Source organism: Streptomyces sp. NPDC046197, from assembly GCF_040646295.1.
GTDB lineage: Bacteria > Actinomycetota > Actinomycetes > Streptomycetales > Streptomycetaceae > Streptomyces.
The window spans coordinates 101,704-125,706 of the sequence record NZ_JBEYZY010000016.1; the positions used below are offsets into that span (position 1 = coordinate 101,704).

A 24,003-nucleotide genomic window follows, 5' to 3' on the forward strand; every position below is an offset into this window, starting at 1 on the left:
GCCATTGAGGTGCGCTCGCTCCGCTACGTAGCGTGATCTGCATGGCGACTCAAGGCAGAACAGCACAGGCGGCCGTCCCTGAGTGCGGAGAGCTGGTGTACGACCCGGCAAGACGCAAGGTCGGGGAGTACCAGGCCATGGCCGGTCCGTACGCCATGCTGCGTCCGGTGGGCGGCGGCCGGGAATGGGAGGCGAACCCCGACCTGATCCGCCCGGCTACTCCTGCGGAGCGGCTCAGCGCGGGTGTGAAGGCGGCCAACCGGCGGACGGAGCGGCGGCTGTGAGCGTGAGGTCAGTGATTCGCCATGAGACGTGGACCCTCACTCCGGATCGTGAGCCGGATGCGGAGCCGACCACGTACGCGATGGAGTGCGCGGTGTGCGGTGAGTCCTCGGACGGCAGCGAGGACTTCGCGGACGGGCAGAGCTGGGTGTTAGAGCACTGCGGTAAGAACCCGTCGCACCACACGTTCCGGGAGATCATCATGCGCCCGTGGCGCACTTGGCGGCACGCGTGATGCGTCGGGTGGTGAGCTGGTTAGCCGTCTTCACGGGCCCGCTGGTGATCATCATGGTCTCTGGCTCGTGCGGCTTCGTGCTGGGCGTCGCTGCCGCGTTCGGTTCCCCGCTGCCGTAGATCTCCCGTCCCCGCCGGACCTAGCTGATCGAGACTCCCCCGACTCAGAGAAGCCCCGGCGGGGGCGGGTCTTTCCGCAGGTAGTGGCGCGCTGTGAGCACGCCGCCGGCCGTAGAGGCTTTGGACGGGAGCTGCCATGGGGCGAGTGAACAGGGGGCCTTACGCTCGCCAGCGGATCGGGCAGTCTTTGGGACCTGCCCGCAATAGCCCGATCGGCCCCCTGTTCTTAGAGGCTCGCCCCATGGTGGCTGTCTAAAGCCTCGTAGGCCGTCGGCCCCAGCCCAAGAGGTTTGCTCCCCGGCTTCGCCCGCGCTGGGGCTGTCCATGTTCGGTTACTCAGTGAGGTGCATGTGAAGCATTGCGATGATCAGTTCGCGCCCCCGCCGGAGATGCAGGCGGAAGCGTGCCGTGTGGCGGGGGTGGAACCGGACGTCTCTCCCGCGTTGGCGCTGCGCTGCGAACTGGAGGCGCATGAGGGGCCTGATCACGCGGCGGGGATCGTGGAAGCGCAGGACGCCACGGGCCGTATGACGTGGGTGTGGTGGCGCTCGGGAGTGGAGATGCGCGATCCGTGCATGGTGCGCCGGTTCGGGGATGAGACACGGGTGGACAACGTTGTGTGCGGCCTGTTCGAGGGGCACGAGGGTGAGCACGCTTGGCCCTAGCGGGCAGCTCACGCCTGAGTCTCGTGCCGGGCGGCGGCACCCCGGACCGGACCGGCCGAAGGCCGCACGCCGGGGAGGGGAGCGCAAGCAGCCCGGCACTTGGAACGGGCTCGATCGGCATTCCGGCTGTGTGACCGCCTTGGTCGTACTGCGCGCTGAGTGGCGGGGTCGCCGCAGCGGTGGCGGAGACAGGGAGCGGCGGCGGCCCCGGCCGCCAGCGCGCGCGGTCCGCCGAAGGCGGGCCGCCTGGAGTAAGTGAAGAAAGATTCCGACACGGCTTCCGCAGGTACATGGTCCGGGGCGTTACCGGCTGACCGCGCTCCCTCCAGTCACACGCAGCCGCCCGCCACGTCGGTCCAAGTGCCCTACCCTCGACCGAAATTCGCTCGCGTTGGGCTGGCGCTCATGCGATCATGGGTGTTCGAGCGACGAGCCTTTTCGGCGATTCTCATACACAAACTTAGACACAGACTTCTTCAGCAGACATCACATACTTCTTCTGCCTTCTCTGTCTTCGCTCTCATTCGCGCTGCCTCGACACGCTCTCACGCTCACACCTGACACTTCATCACTTCGCATCCAAAGGACATCAGACATGACTCACGCCTGCGCCTCGGCTCGCGCTCCTCCCTGCCCGTCTGTTCTGGAGGTGCCCTATGCTCAACACCTCGTATGAGGTGACTCATTCGACCTTCCGCTCCACTGCGCTGGAGCGTGAGAAGCGTCTGCGGCTGCTGTCCGATGTTGATCGGGACATCATCCGCCTCGCGCACGACCCCCTGTTTCCGCGCTTGCTGGAGCAGATCAAAGCCATTGGGGGGTGTGCCCATCCGGTCTACCTGTCCGGCTCTACGATCACCCACGACACCCTGACGGGTGAGGTGATCTCGTCCTACTCGACCGCCGGAGAACCGGGCGAACGGCTGGCCGTCCGATGTCGCAACCGCCGTGCCTCGGTCTGTGCGCCGTGTGCCTACCTGCACGCGGGTGACACCTACCAACTGATCCGGGCGGGTCTGTCGGGCGGCAAGAACATCCCCAATGCCGTCCGGGATCAGCCCCGCTTGTTCGTCACTCTGACGGCACCCTCGTTCGGGGCCGTCCATCGCTTCCGAGATGGTCAGCGGTGCCGACCACGCCGGGATGGCGGTCTGTGTGAGCACGGGCGTTCTGTCGGCTGCGGCCTGGTCCACATAGAGGATGACCCAGCGCTGGGCCGTCCACTGTGCGCTGATTGCTACGACTACGTGGGCCACATCCTGTGGCATGCGCACGCGGGGCGACTGTGGGACCGGTTCACGACCGCCGCACGGCGTCACCTCGCCTCCGTCGCAGGGATACCGCGCTCACGGCTCGGTGATCACCTGGTGGTGTCCTTTGCGAAGGTGGCCGAGTACCAGAAGCGGGCGGCGATCCACTTCCATGCGGTGGTCCGCCTCGATGGTCCGGCCGGTCCGGGTGACCCTTCTCCGACCTGGGCCACGCCCGAACTGTTAGCTGATGCCGTTCACGCGGCTGCTGTGTCGGCGAACGTGCGTGCCCCGGAATCGGATGCCTACGGGGACGTACTGCTTGTCTGGGGGCGACAACTCGACGTACGGCCGATCCGGGCCTTCGCGGACGGAGAGGGACCCACCGATGACGCTGTGGCCGCTTACGTGGCCAAGTACGTTTCCAAGGGCACCGTCGAGACCGGCGCCGGACTGGACTACCGCGTCACTGGTCCCGATGACATCCACGCGGCGGTTGTCACGCCCCACGTGCGGGCCCTGATGGCCACATGCTGGCGTCTGGGAGGCCTGCCCGAGCTGGAACACCTCAGACTACGAACCTGGGCTCACAGCCTCGGCTACCGGGGCCACATCCTCAGCAAGTCCCGCCGCTACTCGACCACGTACACGGCGCTGCGCGAGGAACGAGCTGCACACCAGCGGGCCGACATCGAGCCGACCGGCAACTCGGCTGCCGTCACGGAATCGAATTGGCGCTATGTCGGCTCTGGCTATACCCCCGGTGCTGCCCGGCTCGCCGCCGGCATCGCCGAGGAAATCGCCACAAGCCGCGAACTGGCCCGTGAGGAAATGGCGGATCGGGGGTTCGAGGCATGAGTCGGAAGCGGATCGAGCGTCGGGCCGACGGATCCACCGTCACGGAAGTTTGGCGTACGGCTGACTGGGGTCCTGCTGAGCGAAGGCGGCTTGCTCGGCTCCTCTTCAAGCATCTGACCGAGAAGGAAGGCAATGCTTCTGAGAGGAACGAGAGTTGACGAAAAGGAACCTGACCACGACGCAGGGCGTGAAGGCTAAAGTAGCCGTACAAGAGAACGACCCCGGAGATACGTTGGCGCGCGCTCCGGGGTCGGGCCAACCGACAGGCTGGCCTGCCAGTCGCGAAGGGACTGACATGACCCATCCTCTCACGTCCGCTGTCAAGGTCGTGGACACAGCCGTCAAGGGTGCTCAACTTCGGGCCGTCGACTACCTCAGAGTGTCGACCGAGGAGCAGGCCAAGGGCTACGGCATCGCCTACACCGGTAAGAAGACGGCGCAGTACATCCACAAGAAGGGGTGGGAACACATTGCCACCTACGCCGATGAGGGAGTGAGCGGGAGTCTCGAAGCGCACGAGCGAGACGACCTGAAGCGACTCATGCAGGATGTCCGGCAGGACCCCCGGCCCTTCGATGTCGTGGTTGTTCCTGAAGGCCGTGCGATTGGTCGTACCGGGCGGGCATTCTGGCGCTGGGTCTGGGAACTTGAAGATCTTGGCGTCTACGTCGCCGTTGTAAAGGGTGACTACGACAACACAACCGTCGACGGCCGTAAGAAGATGCGCAAGGATGCCGACTACGCGGAGGAAGAGCGTGAGGTTATCCGAGACCGCACGCAGGGAGGCGTTCAGGAAAAGGCGGAAGAGGGCGGCTACACGGGCGGTACCGTCCCGTATGGCTGGCGTGTTCAGGATCAGGGCGTGAAAGGGCAGAGTCGCCTCATCCTCGATGTGTGTCGGGAGGGCGAGTCCCTGACAGGTGAAGCGGTCACTGTCCGCAGGGCCTATGCGCTGATTGTTGATGACGGGCTGAGTTGGACCGACGCGGCTGCCAAGTTGAATCTTGAGGGTTTGGTGACTCGCTCGGGAGCGCCGTGGTCCAGTGAAAACCTGAAATGCCGCATGATGTCACGTGCTGTACTTGAGGGTGTTCAGGTTTTCAGGGACGTCGAGTCAAGGGATTCTCGGTACGGTCGCGGTGCAAAGGTTGACTCCGACGGAAACCCGCTTTACGGGGCGACGGTCACGATTCGTCTGGATCCCGTGCTTGACGAAAAGCAGGTGCAGAAGCTTAAAGATGCCGCTGAGAAGATTGCAAAGCGGCGCTCGCCACGAAAAGGGAGGAATGTTTACCCGCTCTCTATGAGGATTGAAAGCCTTTGTGGCTCCTATTACGTAGGTCGAGTGCAGTCCTCCACGGGTGAGCGCACCTATGTCTGCTCTGGGAAGCAACCGAAGTATGCCGGGGCTCCCGTGTGTAAGTGCAGTCAGATAAACGCCGAACAGATCGAGGCTGAGGTTTGGGGCCGTACCGCCAAGATCTTTGGAGATCCGGACGAATTGATGGCCCTTGCCTCTGAGTGGATTGACGTGACCCTCGGAGGTAATTTGGCGCATGAAGACCGAATCGAAGACCTCGATCGCAACATGGCAGTACAAGAAAAGGCGATTGCTACCGTCATGGGGATGACGGCGAAACAGGCTGCGGAGATGGGTTTGGAAGGTGAGGCGGCGCAAGATTTGGTTGCGGCCGCAGTCAAGCCGCTGACGGAGGAATTGGCGCGGCTGAAGAAACTCAAGAGTGAAGCCGTGACCTGGCAGTTGGAAACCCTTGCAGCCGAACAGAGGGCACGAGACCTACGGTCGCTGGCTGAGCTGGCGCGCACGGAAATGCCCAGCATGCCGCCAGAAGATCAGGCCGGGGTGATCGACCTAGCAGACATCAGGGTCCGGGTTCAGGGGACGGTTCCCGTGAGGAAGGCGGGCAAGGAATGCTCGGTTGGCATGTGGTTCCGGGAACGCGGCCTGGGGATTCCCGTAGGGGTCACCGATGATGACTGGGCTCAGATTAAGCCGCTCGTAAAGAAGACTGGTCGAGGGTCTGGAAAGAAGACGGATCTTCCGCTGAGGGATGCAGTAGAAGCCATCCTGTGGAAGGGGCGAACGGGAGAGGGGTGGGGCGAGGCGGCTGCGCGTATGCAGCGAGGCGCACGCAAGTCCCTCATGTCGCGCTGGTCAAGGTGGGTCGACGATGGGACCTGGGGCCGTGTCGTGGCCGCTCTGGCTGGCGCTGAGACGGCTCCCGTGCCGGACGTGTCCACAGCGGTTGGCCTGCCTGACCTGGAGATTTCAGGGGCCGTTGAGCCTCGGCTCCTTTTGGAGGACTCCGAGACTCATGATCAAGCTGTCGCGTCGAGTACCACCATGAGTTGGCAGGCGGCGATGACGGTGAGCGCGATGCCGGGATGCCCCTCCCGGCGGGCGGTACTCGGCTTCTGGTCCTGAATCAACTGAGAGGTTGTCACTATGGGTCCCCCACAACAGCATTAGTGAACGATCGCGTTCACTGTCGCGTCAAAGGTAGTGAGTCCCCAGTAGTGAACGCAAGCGTTCACTTAAGGCACTTTCATGTGGCGTGTCCCCCGCCGCTGCCGCTTGGTCTCTCACTCCGAAATCCCCGCTCCCCGCTCGCTGGAGACGAACACACATGGTTACCTCGGGCTGGACGGCCGCCCCCGCTCAGACGACTTCCCCGCGTCGGCGTGGCGCCGTGCTCGAACGCGCGATCCTCGATGCCGCGCTGGAACAGCTCAGTACGGTCGGCTGGAAGGGCCTCACCATGGAGGGCGTGGCCGCCGGCGCCCAGACCGGAAAGGCCGCCGTCTACCGCCGCTGGCCGTCCAAGGAAGACCTCGTCGCGGACGCCCTTCAGGCCGGTCTGCCGCGTGCCGAGGAGGCGCCGGATCTCGGAAGCGTGCGCGAGGACCTGCTCGCGCTGTGCCGCCAGGCGCGTGAGGCGATGTACTCGCGCCCCGGCTTCGCGCTTCGCGCGGTGATTCACGAATGCGACCCCGCGCAGGTGGAGCGCTTCCATGGCGTCATCTTCGAAGGGGTCGTGGAGCCGACCATCAAGCTGCTGCGCGAGGTGATTACCCGCGGAATAGGGCGAGGAGAGGTCCGGCCCGATGCCGCGAACGGCTATGTCTTCGATGCGATTCCGGCCATGTTGATGTACCGCTCCAAGATGTGCGGGAGTGAATGGCCGGATCGGGATCTTGAAGAAATGATCGATCAGCTCATGGTTCCGCTGCTGCGGCCGCACGGTCGCTGACCGCAGGGTCGGCCAGGAGCGAGGTCACGGGGGGAAACCGGGTGTCGCGGCGGGATCCGGGCAGCGTACGCTAAGGGCGCCATGCCGTACGAACCACCTACTCACACCGTCGAGCGCTCCCTCCGGGCCACGACTGGAGCGAAGGTCATTGCCGGTGTCGACGAGGTGGGGCGTGGCGCGTGGGCCGGTCCTGTCACCGTCTGCGCGGCGGTCACCGGACTGCGCCGTCCCCCCGTGGGCCTCACCGATTCCAAACTGCTCACCGTGAAGCGGCGCACCGCGCTCGCCGAGGAGCTGCACACGTGGGTGACGGCGTACGCCCTCGGGCACGCCTCGCCGGAGGAGATCGACGACCTGGGCATGACGGCCGCGCTCCGGCTCGCCGCGGTGCGGGCCCTGGAGGGACTGCCGGTCCGGCCCGACGCGGTGATCCTCGACGGCAAGCACGACTACCTCGGCACGCCCTGGCAGGTGCGTACGGTCATCAAGGGCGACCAGTCGTGTGTGGCGGTGGCCGCGGCTTCCGTGATTGCCAAGGTTCACCGCGACAAAATGATGGCCGAACTGGGTATCGACCATGCAGACTTCGGTTTTGCGGCCAACGCCGGGTATCCGTCGCCCGTGCACCGGGCCGCGCTGGAGGAGCGGGGGCCCACCCCGTACCACCGGCTGTCGTGGGCGTATCTTGATGCGCTGCCCAGGTGGCGGCATCTCAAGAAAGTCCGCGTCTGGGCGGAGGGAAGCGTTCCGGAGATCGAGGGCCAGCTCGGCTTCGATTTCTGACGGTTCCGCTCGTCCCTAGGTGCCACCCGCTCGCGCGTGCCGTACCAGCGTTTGATAAATATCAGCCCATGCCTCTCATTCCCGAGGAGCCTCAGATTCACGAGAGTGCCCAGGGTCCCCGCGTCACTCCGGCCACTGGCCGCACCGCGCCGACCCCTCGTCCCGTACCCGGCCCCCGCCCCGCGGCTCCGCCGCGCCCCGGCCGTCCCGGTCCCCTGCGGCCCGCGGCGCCGGTGCAACGCGCGCCTCGGGACGTGGCCGCGGCCAAGCCCGGGCCGTCGGCTCCGGCCGCCCCCGCGGCCTCGGCGAGCCCGCAGATCCAGTTGATCCCCGCCTCGGCCGAGGGAGCTCTCGACGCGGCAGAGGAAGCGGTCGACCTGCTTCTGGAGTCGGGCCGTGCCCCCGGGGAGGTGCTGGTGATCACCACCGGCGAGCCGCACCCGTGGGCCGCCCATGAGCTGTCCTTCGGTGAAGCCTCCTACTGGGCGCAGCACGATGCGGGCGACGACGTCTTCTACGCGGACGCCGCCCTGGCCTCCCGCGCCGCGCCCCGCCCCGTGGTAGTGGTCGCGATCAACGGCGGTCCCGCCGCCTCCGCCGCCACCGCGCTCCCGCTGGCCCACGCTCGGGCCGGTGCCCTGCTGATCGTCTGCGGCGACCCGCAGCAGATCAACTCGGTGCTGGGCGCCGGCGTCTGAGTGGCTTCCGGTACGTTCGGGACCTTTCCCGTACGTCCGGGGCGAGGGCGACGGGCGCCGTCGCGGCGCACCGGTACGGAGGGAGTTTCGGCGTGCGCCGGTGATCGCGGGCGGTCGGCTGTGCACACCGGTCGCGCGATGTCGTAGCGGGCCGCGCCCGCCGACCGGGCAGTTGCTCAGGGGGCAGAGGCGGTTGCCGCCCAAGGGGCAGAGGGCGTCGGGGGCCGTCCGGACCTGGGTGGGCCATTGCATCCGCAGGGATTCGGGCACAACCGATGGCGCGTACATCTCCGGCGGGCGCGTGACGAGGTGCCCCGGCGAGGGTGGGGCGCGAGGTCCGCAAGGCCCCGGTGCCGAGCCTTGGCGTCAGCGGGCCGCCGCGCGACGCAGGACGTCGGAGGCGGCGCCTCCGGTGCGCGGCGCCGGGGGCAGTGACTCCGCAGTCCCGAGGGGTTCGGGCGGTGAGTCGGCACTCGGACGGCGGCCGCCGCGGCCCTCGCCGAGAACCTGCCAGCCGTCCCGGGTCAGTGTGATGTACGCCCCGCAGCGCAGCCCGTGCAGGGTGCATGCGTCACGCAGGCCCCACATCCACGCGCCGTCCTCCTCCGTCCAACGTGCGTCGCCCTCGCGGCAGTAGAGCAGCACCGCGGTCCGCACCGGGGTACGCCGCCGCAGATCGTGCGGGATGACCCGGCGCAGCTGGGCGAGCACTGCGTTGCGGAACATCCAGCCATCGGCGGAGGAGGGCCGGCGGATGAACGAGGCGCTGGCCCGCAAGCGCTCGTCCGGGTCGAGGACCGCGACGACGGCCGTCGTGGGCTTCGGGTGGTGCCGGGCGTGCAGCCCGCTCACGACTTCCCGGGGATTGCGCAGCAGAGGGATGCCGGCGGCGGCCCACTCCGCGGGTTCGAGCACACGGTGGGCGGAGGCGGCGGACGTCGACAACGACGCCGCCGAGGACGGAGCGAATCCGAAGGTCACGTTCCTCCCTTCGGCTACGCGCCCACACTGCGGGCGGGGTCGGATTCGGGAGCGCACACCGCAGTAGAGCCCTACCTGATCACGGCCGAGCCGTGCGGGGAGCGGACTTCAATTCTTCCTGCCGAACTTGGATGCGGCAACGAGCAATTGGGGCCACCGACCGTTATCAGGTGACCCGTGGCTTATATCCCTACCCACTGTGTCGCCGTGCGACGCCTGATGAGTTCGGACACACACGTTCCTATGTCATGGAGGCGTGTGCGGTCCAGAGGGACTGTCCGCGCGGCCACGTCATTCCGCGCGCGAGTGATCGACCGGGACGCGCACGACTCCCGCGTGCGCCGGGCCACCCGGTCGTGCTCAGCCCTGCACCGCCAGGACCAGCGGCAGCACTCCCTGCGCACCGCACCGCCTCAGCAGGCGGGCAGCGACGGCAAGTGTCCAGCCTGTCTCGGTGTAGTCGTCCACGAGGAGCACCGGGCCCGGGTTCCCGGCGAGGGCGGAGACCAGTGCGGACGGCACGGTCAGCGCCCCGGCCAGGGCCTTGAGGCGCTGGGCACTGTTGCTCCGTGACATCCGGGGCGCGTCGTCGGTGTACTCGACGGTGCCCAGCAGCGGCAGTCGGCCGACCTCGGAGACATGGGCGCCCAGGGAGTGGATCAGCCGGGGCCGGGTGCGTGAGGCCACGGTGACGACACCGACCGGTCGCGGCTGGGAGTCCGCCGCTCCCGAGGCCCAGCCACCGGGCCCCTTGGCCCAGTCGACCAGCACCCCCACCATGGCCCTCGCCACGTCCTCCGGCACCGGGCCGTCGGGCGCGGGGGACGCGAGCATCGGCCGCAGCCGATTCCCCCAGCCGATGTCCGACAACCGCCCCAGCGCGCGCCCGGGAGCGGCCTGTTCACCGGCTGGAATACGTCCCTTGAGATCGACACCGATCGCCGGGAGACCCGTCGGCCACATGCGGCGGGGCTCCACCTCGACACCGGCGCGGTGGAGATCCACGCGCGCCGCGTCCAGCGCGGCCGTGGAGGTGTCCGCGGTGAAGCGGGCGCCGGCACAGTTGTCGCACCGGCCGCACGGCTTGGCCGTCTCGTCGTCGAGCTGGCGCTGCAGGAACTCCATCCGGCAGACCGTCGTCGCCGCGTACTCGCGCATCGCCTGCTGCTCGGCCTTCCGCTGCCGCGCGACCCAGTCGTACCGCTCCTTCTCGTACGCCCACGGCCGGCCCGTCGCGACCCAGCCGCCCTTGACCCGCCTGACCGCCCCGTCCACGTCGAGGACCTTGAGCATCGCCTCCAGCCTCGAGCGGCGCAGCTCCACCAGGGGCTCCAGAGCGGGCAGCGACAGCGGGCCGTCCGCGCGGGCGAGCACGTCGAGGGTGCGGCGCACCAGGTCTTCGGAGGGGAAGGCGAGGGACGCGAAATACTCCCAGATCGCCTCGTCCTCCCTGCCGGGGAGCAGCAGCACCTCGGCGTGCTCGACACCACGACCGGCGCGTCCCACCTGCTGGTAGTAGGCGATGGGTGAGGAGGGCGAACCGAGGTGCACGACGAAACCGAGGTCGGGCTTGTCGAAGCCCATGCCGAGTGCCGAGGTCGCGACCAGTGCCTTGACCCGGTTGGCGAGCAGGTCGTCCTCTGCCTGCTGCCGGTCGGCGTTCTCCGTGCGGCCGGTATAGGCGGCGACCGCGTGCCCGCGTTGCCGCAGGAAGGCGGTGACCTCTTCGGCAGCGGCCACCGTGAGCGTGTAGACGATCCCGGATCCCGGAAGTTCGTCGAGACGGTCGGCGAGCCAGGCCATCCGGTGTGCCGCGTCCGGCAGCCGCAGCACGTTCAGGCTGAGGCTCTCCCGGTCCAGCGGCCCGCGCAGCACCAACGCGTCCGAGGTACCGCCCGTCCCCAGCTGTTCGGCGACGTCGGCGGTCACGCGCGCATTGGCGGTGGCGGTGGTCGCGAGGACGGGGACGCCCGGCGGCAGGTCGCCGAGCATGGTGCGCAGCCGCCGGTAGTCGGGGCGGAAGTCGTGACCCCAGTCGGAGATGCAGTGGGCCTCGTCGACCACGAGGAGCCCGGTCGCGGCGGCGAGCTTGGGCAGGACCTGGTCGCGGAAGTCGGGATTGTTCAGCCGTTCCGGGCTGACCAGCAGCACGTCGACCTCACCAGCGGCGATTTCGCCCTGGACCGTGTCCCACTCCTCGGTGTTCGCCGAGTTGATGGTCCTGGCGTGGATACCGGCGCGGGCCGCGGCCTCCACCTGGTTGCGCATCAGCGCGAGCAGCGGGGAGACGATCACGGTGGGGCCGCCGCCCTGCGCGCGCAGCAGAGAGGTCGCCACGAAGTAGACCGCGGACTTGCCCCAGCCCGTGCGCTGCACGACCAGAGCCCGGCGCCGCTCGGCGACCAGCGCCTCGATCGCCCGCCACTGGTCCTCGCGCAGCCTGGCCGTCCCCGTGCCGTCGCCGACGAGTCGGGCGAGAACGGCATCGGCCGCCGCCCGGAGGTCCGCGTTGCTCGTGTGCTCCATGGGTCCCATACAACAGGACGGCACTGACAATCGGGACACGAGCCCGGGCGGGAAGCGTCGGCCCCGCCCCACCCACCGCACGCGCACGCAACCGCGTTGACGTGTTCCTGGTCGGACTTATCCACAGGCTCAAGCGGAACAATTTGTTTCGCGAGATCGTCGGCGCATGACGAATCACAGCGAAACGACCGGATCCTCCGGAACTGGATTCCCCCGGAACAGCGACATCACGTACGACGGACCGGGCCCCGAACACCAGGTCACCCTCCGCACCCCGGCCGAGCTCGCCGATGCCCTGCCGTACCTGCTGGGGTACCGGCCCGAGGACAGCATCGTGCTGGTCGCTCTCTACGACCGGGACGGACGCGGCCGGTTCGGCGGCCGGGCCAGGCTCGGCATCCCCGCGAGCGCGGACGACTGGCCGGCCGCGGCCCGGCAACTGGCCCACGGGCTGATCACCGGCAGCGAACGCCGGGGTGCCAAGCCCGAGCAGATGGTCGCCTTCCTCTGCCAGGAGCCGTCACCGGGTGAAACGGGCCGAGAGGTCGTGCGGCGACTGGAGCCCCTCGCCCACAGGCTGCGCACGGAGTGCGGCCGGCTCGACGTCCCCGTGATCGAGGCACTGTGCATCTCGGGCGGCCGCTTCTGGTCGTACTGCTGCCCGACCGACGGCTGCTGTCCCGACGAGGGGCTCCCGATGGGCCTGCCCGGCACCTCCGTGCTGGCTGCCGCCGCGACCTATGCCGGAATCCAAGTACGGGGCAGCCTACGGGAGTTGAGGGCCAGGATGCTCCCCTGGGAGAGCTCCGCCGCACTGGAGCAGGAGATCGCCCTGGACGCCGCCGGCATGGCCCTGGTGCCACGGATCCTCGACGACGGCAGCCGCGCGGAGGTTGCCGAGGAGACCTTGGAGCTGGCCGAGCGCGTCATGCGCCGCTTCGCCGAGGCACCCTTCGTATCCGGCACCGCGCCCGCGGACCTCCGCGACGACACCCTGCTCGAACACGATGAAGCAGCGCTACTGATCCTCGGCCTGCAGGACCGCACCACGCGCGACCGCGCGGCCGAGTGGATGGAGGGCGAAGAGGCCGGTCCGGCGCTCCGGCTGTGGCGGGCCCTGGCCCGACGCTGCGTCGGCCCGTACACCGAGCACGCCGCCGCTCCGCTCACACTGGCCGGCTGGGTCGCCTGGTCGACCGGTGACGACATCGAGGCCCGGGAAGCACTGGCCATGGCCCTGGGCGCCGACTCCGAGTACCTGTTCGCCCGTCTGCTGCACCAGGCCTGCAACGAGGGCCTGGACCCGGAAGCGGTCCGCCGCTGCCTGCGCACGGAGCGTGGGGGGCGTGCGGGGCGTGCGGGGTCGAAAACGGGGGTCGACTGCCGGCCGGACGGAGGGGCCGACCACCAAGTGAGCGAAGGGGCCGGTGGACGGGCGGAGGAAGACACCGACGCACGCGCCGCCGAGTGCACTGCCGTGCAGGAGGCAGCCGAGGCCGCGACGCCGCAGAAGGAGGTGGGGCCTACCTGCGACACCGGCTCATCCTCACCGTCAGATGCGTCCGTACCGGCAGGGACGTCCCGCCGTCGGCGCCGCTCCCGTGCCAACAGCTCCGATCCCGGCGCTCTCGGGCCGGACCGCTCCCGCCCGGCGGTCTCCAGGACCGACAGCGCGCGCCCAGGCTCGTCCCGGGCGGCGGACGGCACGCGCCCGCCCATCCCGGCGAAGGGTGGCACACGGCGTCGAGGTGCATGTCGGCCCGCCCCGCACGCTGACAGCGACGCCCCACAGGAGAACACATGAACAACTCTGGGCGTCAGAGCACTCCACGCGCCCCTCGCCGCCTGCTCGCGCAGGCGCGCCCAGCCCGCCATTCGGTCGGCTTCACGGCCGTGAGCGTGACCCGGACCAGCCCCGCTCCGTTCACCTGAGTGGCGGAATGCCTGTCCGGGGCACGCCGCCGCCCCCTCATTGCCCTTCCGGAGCACGCACCAGGCGCCGAGCAGTCCGGGGCCCACAGAGCGCAGAGGAAGCCGCCCATGCACCAGCAGACTCCGCCCTCCGCCGTCGGCGATCCCACCCTCCTGGACCCGGTACCGACCTCGACGGGAGACAGGAGGCCTGCGCGACTCACAGGGGGGACGCGCACCCCCCTTTCCCCGGTTCCGCGTCGAGACCCCCGAGCGCAGGTGTCGCTGTCCGGGCCACAGCGCTCCGGGGACCTGCCGTCCACGCACGACACCATGATCTGCGTCGCCCTCCCCGGACTGGCGATCTCCACCGCGCAAGGGCAGTTGAACGGCAACGGGCTGGAGGGCTTCTACCGCGGGGGCCGACGCCTGCTCTCCCGCTGCCAGGTCCGGGTCGCCGGACGTGAACCGCTCGTCGTGCAGGCCCGGATGATCACAGCCGGCCGGGTCCGTTTCGTGGGCACCCTGCGCGCTTCCCCCGGTTCCCGACCGGACCCGGACGTCGTCGTCGAGCGCATGCGTGACGCGGACGGCACCGAGCGGATCACGCTGCGCAGCGCGGCCCTGCGCCCGCTGCGCCTGCCCCTGGAGGTGGCCCTTGGCACGGACCTCGCCGACCTGAGCACGATCGCCTCCGGTCGCACGGCGGGCGAACTTTCGGCAACCGTCCGCGACTCGGGCCTCCGCTGGTCCTGCGACACCGCGAGCGCGTCGGTCACGGCCGACCCGCCTCCGACGGACGCGCTGGCTTCCGCCGGACTGCTGCGCTGGGAGTTCGACCTGCCGGCGGGCGGCACGGCGAGCGTGGAGCTGCGGGTACGACAGGACGGCGCGGGGCCAGTACGGGCCGTCGGCCGCACGGCTACGAGCCCCTTCGCCCCCGCGTACGCCGTCGGCGACGCGTCCCAGGCCGGCGGGCTGCTACGCACCAGCGTCGACGACCTCCGGGCGTTGCTGCTGCGGGACCCGACGCATCCCGCGGACCTGTATCTCGCGGCGGGCGCGCCCTGGCGCTGTGGTCCTGCCCCGGCCGAAGCGCTCGCCGCGGCCCGGATGGCGCTGCCTCTCGGCACCCGGCTCGCGGCCGGCACCCTGCGCGCCCTCGCCCGCACCCAACTCAAGGGCTCCGGGCCACAGTCAGGAATGATCCCCGGGCCCCGCCGGGACGCCGGACCGCACCTTCCGCCGGGCTGCACCGGCACGGAGGCCACCCTGCTCTTCCCCACGCTGCTCGCGGAGGCCCGCCGCTGGGGACTGCCCGAGCGCGAGACCGAGGACCTGCTGCCGACGGCGGAGCGCTGTCTGACCTGGCTGCGGACCACCGTGGGCGACGGCACGTACCTGAGCGAGCCGCCGCTCGGCGGCCCCGTTCGCTGTGACACGCAGGCCCACGCGCACCGGGCGGCCCTGCTGGGCGCGGATCTGCTGGACGCGTTCGGGCGGCCGGGCGCCGCCGAGCTGCTGCAATGGGCCCAGGAGCTGCGGTCGGCGTTCCGCGAGGATTTCTGGGTCGAGGACCGCACCGGGGGCAGGCCGGCCGCCGCCCGGGCTCCGGACGGACGCCTCCTGCCGCATCTGGGCGGTGCCGCCGTGCATCTCCTGGACACCGGCCTGCTGGGCGGCGGTGAACCCGCGCCCGGGCTCCTCGACAAGGTGCAGACCGAGCAGCTCGCCCGGCTGCTCGGGTGCCCCGCCATGGACTCGGGATGGGGGCTGCGCGGGCTGGCCGCGAAGGAGGTCGGCTACAACCCCTTCGGTCACCGCGCCGGTGCCGTGCGGGTTCAGGAGACCGCCGTCGCGGTCGCAGGCCTGGCCGCCGCAGGCTACGAGAAGGAGGCGGGATCGCTGGCGACGGGAGTCCTGGCGGCAGCCGAGGCATTCGGCCACCGGCTGCCCGAGATGTACTCCGGGGAGCAGCGCAAGGACGGCAGCGTCCCCGTTCCGCACCCCGCGGCCTGCCGCCCCTCAGCCACGGCCGCGGCCTCCGGGGTCCTGTTGCTGACCGCGCTCGCGGGAATCCGCCCCGACGCTCCGGCCCGCGCGGTCACGCTGCGCCCCGTGCGCAGCGCGCCCCTCGGGGAGATCGGTCTCATGGGGCTCCGGGTCGCCGGCGCGCCCTTCTCCGTGCGGGTCAGCCGGCTCGGGCTCGCCCTGGTCGAGGAGGCGGCAGACGGTTTGCAACTGGGAGTGTGACCTCGCACGATGCGCCACCGGAAGAGAGCGGGACGCGGACCGTGACAACCGCGGACGGCCGAAGCGGCTCAGTCGGCCGTACGACCGGCGAAGGGAGTGTTTATCGTCAGGCAGACGACTATGATCGCGGCATGCCCTACGACCCGTCAGCCTTTCCGCCCTTCGCCGTCACCGTGGACCTGGTCGTGCTGACCGTACGCCGCCATTCACTGTGCGCGCTGGCGGTCCGCAGGGGCGAGCCGCCTTTCCAGGGGCGCTGGGCACTTCCGGGCGGTTTCGTGCGCGCGGACGAGGACCTGGCGCAGGCGGCAGCGCGCGAGCTTGCCGAGGAGACCGGACTGCGCGCCCACGACCCGTCCACTCCCGTCCAGGACAACGGAGCCCATCTGGAGCAGCTCGCGACCTATGGCGACCCCAAGCGCGACCCCCGGATGCGCGTGGTCAGCGTCGCCCACCTCGCCCTGGCTCCGGACCTGCCCGCGCCCCGGGCGGGTGGTGACGCCAGCAACGCCCGCTGGGCGCCAGTCGAGGAACTGCTGCAGCAGGGCGGCTACGGCCGCGACGGTGAGCCGCTGGCGCCGCTCGCGTTCGACCATGCCCAGATCCTGGCGGACGGGGTCGAGCGGGCCCGGTCGAAGATCGAGTACTCGTCGCTGGCGACCGCCTTCTGCCCGCCCGAGTTCACGGTCGGCGAGTTGCGCCGGGTCTACGAGGCGGTGTGGGGCGTGGCGCTCGACCCGCGCAACTTTCACCGCAAGGTGACCGGCACACCGGGCTTCCTGGTGCCCGCCGGGGGTACGACCACCCGCCAGGGTGGTCGGCCCGCCCAGCTCTTCCGGGCCGGCGGCGCGACCCTCCTGAATCCGCCGATGCTCCGCCCCGAGGTCTGAGGAACGGTCCCCGGCAAGGCGACGATCAGGTCCAGGGCCGGGCCACGGTGAGCCGTCCTTGCTTGCGAACGGCGAACACGGAGTCGACCGGCGACGACAACGGCTTACGGCGAGGGTGTCGCGATACCCGAAAAAACGGACATAACGCGCTATCTTGCTGCGGGTGATCCAGGCCTTCGGACTGACCAGCGACCACCGTAAGGACCTTCCGCCTGCCGTCGACGACGTCTCTTTCGAAGCGCCCGAGGGGCGTGTCACCGCGCTGCTCGGAACGGCGGGCGCGGGTAAGACGACGACGCTCCGGCTCATGCTCGAACTCCAACAGGGCCGCGGCATCACCTACTTCAGGGGCCGTGCCCTGCACCGCATCGCCCATCCTTCGCGCGAGGTCGGCGTCCTGCTCGGCGACGTCCCCGGGCATCCCTCCCGTACCGTTCGTGGCCACCTGCGCCTGCTGTGTGCCGCGGCGGGAGTCCCGGCCCGGCGTGCCGACGAAGTCCTCGAAGTGGTCGGTCTCGTCAGTCTGCGCGACGAGCGCCTGGGCACTCTCTCGCGCGGAATGGACCGCCGTCTGGGCCTGGCCTGCGTGCTGCTGGCCGACCCGCACACGCTGGTGCTCGACAATCCGGCCGAGGGACTCTCCACGCGAGAGGGGCGTTGGCTGCACGGCATGCTGCGGGCGCACGCGGCCCACGGTGGCACGGTCCTGTTCACCACGGCCGACTCCAAGGAGGCGGCGCGCGTTGCCGACCGCGTCGTCACGCTGGAGCACGGCAAGGTGGTGGCCGACCAGGAGACCAAGGACTTCGCCCGCACCCGGCTGCGCCCCCGTGTCGCCGTCCGCAGTCCGCACGCCGCCCGTCTGGCGGCTCTGCTCGCCAAGGAGGCCCGCGCCGCCCGTCGCTCCCTCGAAGTCGTGCGGGAGGAAGGCAACCGTCTGTCCGTCTACGGCAGTACGTGCGCCGACGTGGGCGACGCCGCGTTCCGTCACGGCATTCTCATCCACCAACTCGCCGACGAGGTGGGTGACATGGACCCCGGCGCCGGAACGACGCCCTCGGGCGCCGGCCGAGCCTCCGATGCCCTCACGGCGCGGGCGTCGGCGTCGGTCGCCGATGCGCGGCAGGCGCCCGCCGACGCGCGGCAAGCGCCGACCGACCCGCGGAGGGCGCCGACCGACGTGCGGCAGGCGCCGACCGACGTGCGGCAGGCGCCGACCGACGTGCGGCAGGCACCGGCCGACGCGCGGCGGGCATCGGCCGACGTGCGGCTGGAGCCCTTCGACTCCCCGGTTGCCCGACGGCGTGAGCCCGTCGCGGGCCGTCGGTTCACCGACACGCCCGTCTCGGGCACCGGCATGCCGCGGGGGGCGGCGCCGTCCGAGTCCACGATCGGCACCGCGGCCGCCGCCGGGCGCGACAGGAACGTATCGTCGGCGACGGATCTCGAGCGTGCCTCCGTAACCGGACGCCCCGGGACCTCATCCGCCGCGCCGCACGTCGAAGGCGCGCCCGCCGCAGCGAGCCCACAGGACGCGCCCGACGCCCCACCGCCGGAGAGCGCATGGGGCACCGCGGGTCCGGGGGTCGTCCCGGGTTCCCCGCGTCGCGTTGGCTCCTCCGCCGCAGCGGGGACGGGGGGCGCGGTGGACCGCCCGCGGCTGGAGAACGCGTCGGTCACCTCGCGTACCCGGGCCGCATCCGGCCCACCCGGGTCGGACGGCGCTTCCGCCGATGCGCATCCCGAGGCCGCATCCGTCACCATGCGTTCGGACGGCGCGCCGGTCACTTCGCGTGCCGACCCCGCACACACGCCGACGCGCGCCAACGGCACTTCCGTCACCGCCCGTCCCGCAAGGCCGTCCGCGGCGGAGCGCCACCCGGACGCGCGCGCCACTTCCCGGCTCCCAGAACCATCCGCTGCTGCACGGTCTCCCGAGACGCCCGCACGCGCGGGCGCGCTCACGGGCGACACGGATGCCCCCGCCGCAGCGACCGCCCAGCCCTCGATTCCGACCCCGCGTCCCGCCGAGGTCACCGCCTTCGATGCCTCGTTGCCTCTGCCGCCTCCCATCTCCGTGCATCCAGGTCGCAGCCCCCTGCGCCCGCTGCGGTACGAGCTGCGCCGCGCCGCCGGCATCAGCACGGGCTTCGTCACGGGTGCCGCGGTCCTCGTCCTGTCAGCCCTGACCGCCCTGGTCCTGGGGCATGTCGGTCACACGCCGCAGGCACGGCTGCTGACCGCGTGGCCGCGACAGCTTCCCCTGCCGCCCGCGGCACTTGGTGCCGGGCTGCTCGGCGCGCTCGCCTTCGGCGACGAGTTCCGCCACCCGGCGCTGGCGGCGGACCGCGGCACCGTGCCACGCCGGCTGGGGCTGCTCGTCGCCAAGCTCCTGGTCGCCGCCGGCACCGCGCTGATGCTGGCCTTCCTCACGGTGGGCTGCGACGCCGAAGCGCTCTACGTCGTCTACGGACGGGAGCTCGCCCAAGTTCCCGGCGACTGGCTGTCGATGGGCGCGAGTTGGATCGGTCTCGTGATCGGATGCGCCTGGGTCGGCGTGCTGGCCGCGGGTCTGTTCCGGTCCACCACGGCCGGACTCGCGGCGGTGATCTTCGTGCCGGTCCTCGGCGTACCTCTGGTGGAGAAGGCTCTGGGCGCGTCTGCGGCGCGGGCCTCGGCCGGCCTTCCCGCGCGGCTGCGCGAGGTGTTTCTGCTGCGGTGGCCCTTCGGGGGCGATCGCTACCTCGCCGCCGCGGCGCAGGTGATCGCCCAACCCACCGGCGCCGCACTGACGTTGTCGCTGGCTGGGCTGCTGTGTGCCTATCTGCTCACCGCTCTGCGCAGCCGGGTCCGGTGAACGCGATGCGGCCTCTTTCGGTCGCCGTCTGCGCGCAACTCCCCGGAGGAAGCCCATTTCTTTCCGATAAGGCGTCAATTGCGACGGGGTGAGCGATCACCCTTTCGTGTGCTTTTCACCAAAGACCTCAAGGGAGTTGGAGGCGACGCCGACAAAGGATCCGTGAGTACCCTTGCGCACACCATGATGACCGCCGCCCGCTCGTCAGACTCAGGTCTCGTCGGCCCGGGCGAACTCGACCGCTACCCCTACGCGGAGGCGCCTGCCCCCGATCGCGTGGGAGCCCCTTCCTGGGAGGGCTCGGACCCGGAGCTGGGCCGCGTGGGCAGGCGCGCCGCGGGCAGCCGCGGCCGCGGACTGCACGGCCAACTCGTCCAGCAGCTGGGACAGATGATCGTCTCGGGGGACCTGGGCGCCGACCGCCCGCTGGTACCCGAGGAGATCGGCCAGCGCTTCGAGGTCTCCCGCACCGTCGTCCGTGAGTCGCTCCGCGTTCTGGAGGCCAAGGGCCTGGTCAGCGCGCGCCCGAACGTCGGCACGCGCGTGCGCCCGGTCAGTGACTGGAACCTCCTGGATCCGGACATCATCGAGTGGCGGGCCTTCGGCCCGCAGCGCGACGACCAGCGCCGCGAGCTGAGCGAGCTGCGCTGGACGATCGAACCGCTCGCCGCGCGTCTGGCCGCCGGGCACGGGCGCGAGGACGTCCAGCAGCGCCTGTCCGACATGGTCGAGATCATGGGTCACGCGATGGGGCAGGGGGACGCGCTCACGTTCTCCCGCGCCGACACCGAGTTCCACACCCTGCTCATCCAGATCGCGGGCAACCGCATGCTGGAGCACCTCTCCGGGATCGTCTCGGCGGCCCTCCAGGTGTCCGGCGGCCCCGTCACGGGCTGCGACCGGCCGAACGAGACCTCCCTGGCACAGCATGCCCGGATCGTCGACGCGCTCGGGGCCGGTGACGGTGCGGCGGCCGAGGCGGCCATGCGGCAGCTGCTCACGGTCCACCCCGAGGTGGAGCGGGTGGTTCCCGCGCCGCGCGAGCACTGAGCCGTGCGCGGACGGCGGCTTGTCCGCCGTCCTCCCGCGGCCCCACCCGGTCGGCGGATCGTCTCTCGCAGGACCCGGCCGGACACTCCGCGGACCCGGCGGGGTCCGCGTGCGACGAGCAGTCGAGCCGCTGGTGGGGCCACACGGAAAACACTCATGGTCTTTTCTGCCCGCATCTGTCACATTTTGAGCGCTTACGGGGTGTGACTCGGGCCACGCAGATTGGGCGTAACGCTCGTGGGAACAGCGCGATGACCTAAGAGGTGACAGCCGCGGAGGGAATACGGACGTCGTTCACGGCGCTGTGAATCTTCCCGGCCCCCGCCCGCGCCGTCGGCCCATCCCCAGGCCGGTGGTCGGCTCCTGTCCGCTGTGGACGGGGCCGGAAGCCGTTTTCCAACGTTCCGAGAGGTTGTTCGTGTCGGCCAGCACATCCCGTACGCTCCCGCCGGAGATCGCCGAGTCCGTCTCTGTCATGGCTCTCATTGAGCGGGGAAAGGCTGAGGGGCAGATCGCCGGCGACGATGTGCGTCGGGCCTTCGAAGCTGACCAGATTCCGGCCACTCAGTGGAAGAACGTACTGCGCAGCCTCAACCAGATCCTCGAGGAAGAGGGTGTGACGCTGATGGTCAGTGCCGCGGAGCCCAACAAGCGCACCCGAAAGAGCGTCGCAGCGAAGAGTCCGGCCAAGCGCACCGCCACCAAGACGGTCGCAGCGAAGACGGTGACCACCAGGAAGGCCACCGCCACCGCCACTCCGGCGGCACCCGCCGCCGACACGCCCGTCGAGGACGACGCCCCCAAGAAGGCCGCTGCCAAGAAGACGACCGCCGCGAAGAAGGCGGCGGCGAAGAAGACCACCGCCGTGAAGAAGACGGCGGCCAAGAAGACCACCGCCGCCAAGAAGGACGACGTCGAGCTCATCGAGGACGAGGTGCTCGAGGACCCGAAGGGCGCCGAGGAGCCCGAGGGCGCCGAGAGCGCAGGCTTCGTGCTCTCCGACGAGGACGAGGACGACGCGCCCGCTCAGCAGGTCGCCGCGGCCGGCGCCACCGCCGACCCGGTCAAGGACTACCTCAAGCAGATCGGCAAGGTCCCCCTGCTCAACGCCGAGCAGGAGGTCGAGCTCGCCAAGCGCATCGAGGCGGGCCTGTTCGCCGAGGACAAGCTGGCCAACGCCGACAAGCTCGCCCCGAAGCTCAAGCGCGAGCTGGAGATCATCGCCGAGGACGGCCGCCGCGCCAAGAACCACCTCCTGGAGGCCAACCTCCGACTGGTGGTCTCCCTGGCGAAGCGCTACACCGGCCGCGGCATGCTCTTCCTGGACCTCATCCAGGAGGGCAACCTCGGTCTGATCCGCGCGGTGGAGAAGTTCGACTACACCAAGGGCTACAAGTTCTCCACGTACGCCACCTGGTGGATCCGTCAGGCGATCACCCGCGCCATGGCCGACCAGGCCCGCACCATCCGTATCCCGGTGCACATGGTCGAGGTCATCAACAAGCTCGCCCGCGTGCAGCGCCAGATGCTCCAGGACCTGGGCCGCGAGCCCACCCCGGAGGAGCTGGCCAAGGAGCTCGACATGACCCCGGAGAAGGTCATCGAGGTCCAGAAGTACGGCCGCGAGCCCATCTCGCTGCACACCCCCCTGGGTGAGGACGGCGACAGCGAGTTCGGTGACCTCATCGAGGACTCCGAGGCGGTCGTCCCGGCCGACGCGGTCAGCTTCACGCTGCTGCAGGAGCAGCTGCACTCGGTCCTCGACACGCTGTCCGAGCGCGAGGCGGGCGTCGTCTCCATGCGATTCGGTCTCACCGACGGTCAGCCGAAGACCCTCGACGAGATCGGCAAGGTCTACGGCGTCACGCGTGAGCGCATCCGCCAGATCGAGTCCAAGACCATGTCGAAGCTGCGCCACCCGTCGCGTTCGCAGGTGCTGCGCGACTACCTCGACTGAGGCACGGCTCTGGACACCGAAGGCCCGGTTCCCCCGACGGGGACCGGGCCTTCGTGCTGCGGGTCGCGCCGCCGTGCATGACTCTGGGTGTCCCATGACCATCCCAGAGTGAGGAGCATGCATGCGACGTCGCATTGTCCGGGCACTGGCCCGGCCGCTGGTCCTGGCGGCCGCAGGAGCCGCGATACCACTGATGACTGCCGCCCCTGTCGCCGCCGACGGCATCGTCGTCGGCGGATTCCCCGTCGACGTGTCGGCGAGCCCCTGGACCGTGGCGCTGTCCAGCCGTGACCGGTTCGGGGGTACGCGCGCGGGGCAGTTCTGTGGAGGGGTGGCCGTGGGCCGTACGACCGTGGTCACCGCGGCCCACTGCATGACCAGGGAAGTCCTGGGCGCACCACCGACGGGTGACCTGAAGGTCATCGCAGGGCGTACGGATCTGCTCTCCAGCCAGGGCAAGGAGATACCCGTACGCGACACCTGGGTCAATCCCCGCTACGACGCCGCCACCAACTCCGGGGACTTCGCCGTGCTCACCCTCGCCGAACCCCTGCCGCAGAGCTCGGTGATCAAGATGGCGGGTGCGAGCGACCCGGCGTACACGCCGGGCACGGGCGCCGAGGTCTACGGCTGGGGGGACACCACCGGCACGGCCGCCTACGCGCACAGTCTGTACGCGGCACGGGTGCACGTGCTGCCCGACTCCCAGTGCCGCCGGGCGTATCCGGGCAGCGTCGACGGCACCTACCTGCCCGAGACCATGCTGTGCGCCGGAGAGAGCGCGGGAGGCCACGACGCCTGCCAGGGGGACAGCGGGGGGCCGCTGGTCGCGCAGGGCAAGCTGATCGGGCTTGTGTCCTGGGGGAGTGGCTGTGGACGCCCGGGGAGTCCGGGGGTGTACACGCGCGTGTCCGACGTCGTGCGGACACTGAGCCTGTTCGGCGGTACGAGCGCATCACACTCGGCGTCCGGTGTGAGCTGACCGGGATCGCCGGCCACGTGGATCGGGCGGCCGCTCCTGGGTGTCAGGAGCGGCCGCCCGATCGCCGGCCTGTGCCGGCGCTGGCTCGTCGCGCGAGGTGTTTCAGTGCTCGTCGTCGGACGCGGATGCGGGGATCGACGTCAGGCGCTCGCTCTCGTCCTGTATCTCAGCGGCGATCTTCTTGAGTTCCGGCTCGAACTTGCGGCCGTGGTGGGCGCAGAAGAGCAGCTCTCCGCCGCTGAGCAGGACGACGCGCAGGTATGCCTGGGCGCCGCAGCGGTCGCAGCGATCAGCGGCCGTCAGCGGGCTCGCGGGGGTCAGAACAGTAGTCACGTCGCCTCTTCTCTAGCTCGACGAGCTGTCGTACCAGGGTCAACATCCAACCAGCCCCAAACGTTCCCGCTCGCGGCTTTTCCTCGAAAAAATCTTTCGTG

General features: G+C 70.1%; 16 protein-coding genes and 1 pseudogene. 14 read left to right on the forward strand and 3 right to left on the reverse strand.

The features are described 5' to 3' along the window. Positions 1-41: 41 nt before the first annotated feature. From AB0A61_RS22980 to AB0A61_RS23010, 7 genes and pseudogenes are all read left to right on the forward strand, one after another. Positions 42-284: a hypothetical protein gene (locus AB0A61_RS22980; protein ID WP_361295110.1), complete on the forward strand. Its 243-nt coding sequence runs from the start codon at positions 42-44 to the stop codon at positions 282-284. Continuing rightward, entirely contained in the window at positions 281-517 is a 237-nt protein-coding gene (locus AB0A61_RS22985; RefSeq protein WP_361295113.1) for a hypothetical protein, read from the forward strand. Before AB0A61_RS22980 ends, AB0A61_RS22985 begins: the two co-directional genes overlap by 4 nt. A gap of 1,440 nt (positions 518-1,957) precedes the next feature. Continuing rightward, positions 1,958-3,409 (forward strand): replication initiator, encoded by a 1,452-nt coding sequence (locus AB0A61_RS22990; protein ID WP_361295116.1) that lies wholly within the window; start codon positions 1,958-1,960, stop codon positions 3,407-3,409. Positions 3,410-3,704: 295 nt separating this feature from the next. After that, positions 3,705-5,609: pseudogene (locus AB0A61_RS22995) on the forward strand (recombinase family protein); the annotation flags it as partial. 448 nt (positions 5,610-6,057) lie between these two features. After that, positions 6,058-6,681 carry a TetR/AcrR family transcriptional regulator gene (locus AB0A61_RS23000; RefSeq protein ID WP_361295119.1) on the forward strand — a complete coding sequence of 208 codons (624 nt, stop codon included), beginning with the start codon at positions 6,058-6,060 and terminating at the stop codon, positions 6,679-6,681. 81 nt (positions 6,682-6,762) lie between these two features. After that, on the forward strand, positions 6,763-7,464 hold the full coding sequence (locus AB0A61_RS23005; protein WP_361295122.1) for a ribonuclease HII: 702 nt from the start codon (positions 6,763-6,765) through the stop codon (positions 7,462-7,464). Between the two features lie 68 nt (positions 7,465-7,532). Then, positions 7,533-8,162, forward strand: a complete 630-nt coding sequence (locus AB0A61_RS23010) for a hypothetical protein (RefSeq protein WP_361295125.1) — start codon at positions 7,533-7,535, stop codon at positions 8,160-8,162. A gap of 366 nt (positions 8,163-8,528) precedes the next feature. Here the strand turns inward: AB0A61_RS23010 and AB0A61_RS23015 are convergent, their stop codons facing one another. After that, entirely contained in the window at positions 8,529-9,143 is a 615-nt protein-coding gene (locus AB0A61_RS23015; protein WP_361295128.1) for a hypothetical protein, read from the reverse strand. A 360-nt stretch (positions 9,144-9,503) separates the two neighbouring features. Then, positions 9,504-11,669 carry a RecQ family ATP-dependent DNA helicase gene (locus AB0A61_RS23020; RefSeq protein WP_361295131.1) on the reverse strand — a complete coding sequence of 722 codons (2,166 nt, stop codon included), beginning with the start codon at positions 11,667-11,669 and terminating at the stop codon, positions 9,504-9,506. A 166-nt stretch (positions 11,670-11,835) separates the two neighbouring features. Here AB0A61_RS23020 and AB0A61_RS23025 point away from each other — a divergent pair, with 166 nt between their 5' ends. The 7 genes from AB0A61_RS23025 (at position 11,836) to AB0A61_RS23055 (ending at position 23,569) form a co-directional block, all read left to right on the forward strand. After that, positions 11,836-13,473, forward strand: coding sequence for a DUF4192 domain-containing protein (locus tag AB0A61_RS23025; protein WP_361295134.1), 1,638 nt, complete (start codon positions 11,836-11,838; stop codon positions 13,471-13,473). A gap of 440 nt (positions 13,474-13,913) precedes the next feature. Next, a complete protein-coding gene (locus AB0A61_RS23030) occupies positions 13,914-15,833 on the forward strand; it encodes a glycogen debranching N-terminal domain-containing protein (RefSeq protein WP_361295137.1) in 1,920 nt (639 codons plus the stop codon). Positions 15,834-15,964: 131 nt separating this feature from the next. Next, positions 15,965-16,723 (forward strand): NUDIX domain-containing protein, encoded by a 759-nt coding sequence (locus tag AB0A61_RS23035; RefSeq protein WP_361295140.1) that lies wholly within the window; start codon positions 15,965-15,967, stop codon positions 16,721-16,723. A gap of 163 nt (positions 16,724-16,886) precedes the next feature. After that, on the forward strand, positions 16,887-19,580 hold the full coding sequence (locus AB0A61_RS23040) for an ATP-binding cassette domain-containing protein (RefSeq protein ID WP_361295143.1): 2,694 nt from the start codon (positions 16,887-16,889) through the stop codon (positions 19,578-19,580). 162 nt (positions 19,581-19,742) lie between these two features. Further along, positions 19,743-20,630 carry an FCD domain-containing protein gene (locus AB0A61_RS23045; protein ID WP_361295146.1) on the forward strand — a complete coding sequence of 296 codons (888 nt, stop codon included), beginning with the start codon at positions 19,743-19,745 and terminating at the stop codon, positions 20,628-20,630. A gap of 418 nt (positions 20,631-21,048) precedes the next feature. Then, positions 21,049-22,587, forward strand: coding sequence for an RNA polymerase sigma factor (locus tag AB0A61_RS23050; RefSeq protein WP_361295149.1), 1,539 nt, complete (start codon positions 21,049-21,051; stop codon positions 22,585-22,587). Between the two features lie 121 nt (positions 22,588-22,708). After that, the gene (locus AB0A61_RS23055; protein WP_361295152.1) at positions 22,709-23,569 is read left to right on the forward strand and encodes a serine protease; all 861 of its coding nucleotides are present in this window, start codon (positions 22,709-22,711) and stop codon (positions 23,567-23,569) included. A gap of 102 nt (positions 23,570-23,671) precedes the next feature. On the opposite strand, the gene AB0A61_RS23060 is transcribed toward AB0A61_RS23055, so the two are convergent. Next, the gene (locus AB0A61_RS23060) at positions 23,672-23,902 is read right to left on the reverse strand and encodes a hypothetical protein (protein WP_361295155.1); all 231 of its coding nucleotides are present in this window, start codon (positions 23,900-23,902) and stop codon (positions 23,672-23,674) included. Positions 23,903-24,003: the final 101 nt, after the last annotated feature.

Coding starts and splice junctions, on each gene's coding strand:
- AB0A61_RS22980 (WP_361295110.1), top strand. CDS start 42: ATGGCGACTCAAGGCAGAACAGCACAGGCGGCCGTCCCTGAGTGCGGA.
- AB0A61_RS22990 (WP_361295116.1), top strand. CDS start 1,958: ATGCTCAACACCTCGTATGAGGTGACTCATTCGACCTTCCGCTCCACT.
- AB0A61_RS23000 (WP_361295119.1), top strand. CDS start 6,058: ATGGTTACCTCGGGCTGGACGGCCGCCCCCGCTCAGACGACTTCCCCG.
- AB0A61_RS23005 (WP_361295122.1), top strand. CDS start 6,763: ATGCCGTACGAACCACCTACTCACACCGTCGAGCGCTCCCTCCGGGCC.
- AB0A61_RS23010 (WP_361295125.1), top strand. CDS start 7,533: ATGCCTCTCATTCCCGAGGAGCCTCAGATTCACGAGAGTGCCCAGGGT.
- AB0A61_RS23020 (WP_361295131.1), bottom strand. CDS start 11,669: ATGGAGCACACGAGCAACGCGGACCTCCGGGCGGCGGCCGATGCCGTT.
- AB0A61_RS23025 (WP_361295134.1), top strand. CDS start 11,836: ATGACGAATCACAGCGAAACGACCGGATCCTCCGGAACTGGATTCCCC.
- AB0A61_RS23030 (WP_361295137.1), top strand. CDS start 13,914: ATGATCTGCGTCGCCCTCCCCGGACTGGCGATCTCCACCGCGCAAGGG.
- AB0A61_RS23035 (WP_361295140.1), top strand. CDS start 15,965: ATGCCCTACGACCCGTCAGCCTTTCCGCCCTTCGCCGTCACCGTGGAC.
- AB0A61_RS23055 (WP_361295152.1), top strand. CDS start 22,709: ATGCGACGTCGCATTGTCCGGGCACTGGCCCGGCCGCTGGTCCTGGCG.